At 38.4% G+C, this 1,007-nt stretch carries 1 pseudogene; it reads right to left on the reverse strand.

Annotation, left to right across the window (positions count from 1 at the left end):
• Nucleotides 1–482: 482 nt before the first annotated feature.
• A pseudogene (locus tag FTV37_RS17715) lies at nucleotides 483–1,007 on the reverse strand (hypothetical protein); the annotation flags it as partial.

Below are 1,007 nucleotides of genomic sequence, written 5' to 3' on the forward strand. Positions count from 1 at the left end.
CTAAATGGCAAGTTAAATGTTGCTATATAAAGTCTGATACCATAGCAATATATGTACTTCAGTCCCCCCAAAAATTAAAAAAAATAAAAGAATTAAAAAAGAGGGGAGGGGTCAAAATTGCCCTATGTACTCGCTAAAGCTCGTACTTTATTGAAGCTCGCAAGCTCGCTTCGAGGGGCAATTTTTCGGTTAATCCTGTTTGTGAAATCTAAAAGCAAAAGCAACTATGAATTCGCTTCGCTCATAAGGCTTTATGCTCGCTTCGCTCGGTCTAGGTGCAGATTTCAACATGAAAATATAGATTTTCTAGGGTTCAAGTCATTTAAAAGCGGTTTTTCAGAGGGTCGAGGGTCGAATATTGCTAGTTCGCTCGTAGACACTCGCTCTGTAAAACCATGTATTGTTTAGATAATTTTAATAAACACCAAAAAGAATAGGTATATCTATGGTGCAAAATCATATATTTTGCACCATAGATATACCTATCTTGAACGTGGTCTATTCCGCTTTTCGGCTTCAAGCATCTTGTTGGCTTCTTCATGCTTACCTTGTTCACGCAAGGCTTTACGTGCAAAAAATGCCTGTTTTTCTTGTTCTTGTATGGCTTTGGCTTCTTGTTTTCGTTTTTCCTGTTCGGCTAACTTCCGTTGTTGTTCTCGCTCAAGATAATTTCTTGCTCGGTCATATTTAGCTTTTAGGTTTGGATTAGCCTTGTTTACAGTCAGTTTTGCCCGATCTGTATAGCGTTCAGGTTCTAAACGTGGGGTTTTGGTCTTTAAATCTCGTTCCTGACTGTCCAATTCTTGCCATTGGGTTTGAATTTCTGCATTTGCAGCATCCCATTTCCCACCAAAAAACATAGGTCTTTTGCCTAATTGTTCTTTTTGGTGTTCAAGATTGGTTTTTGATAGCTCTATTTGCTCTAAAACAGCGTTTATTTGCTCGATTTCTGTTTTTTGGGTAGTTAGTGCTATGTTTTTTGCTTCCGTGGCTACAGCGTCGTTATA

Source organism: Acinetobacter sp. YH16042 (assembly GCF_013417245.1).
Taxonomy (GTDB): Bacteria; Pseudomonadota; Gammaproteobacteria; order Pseudomonadales; family Moraxellaceae; genus Acinetobacter; species Acinetobacter amyesii.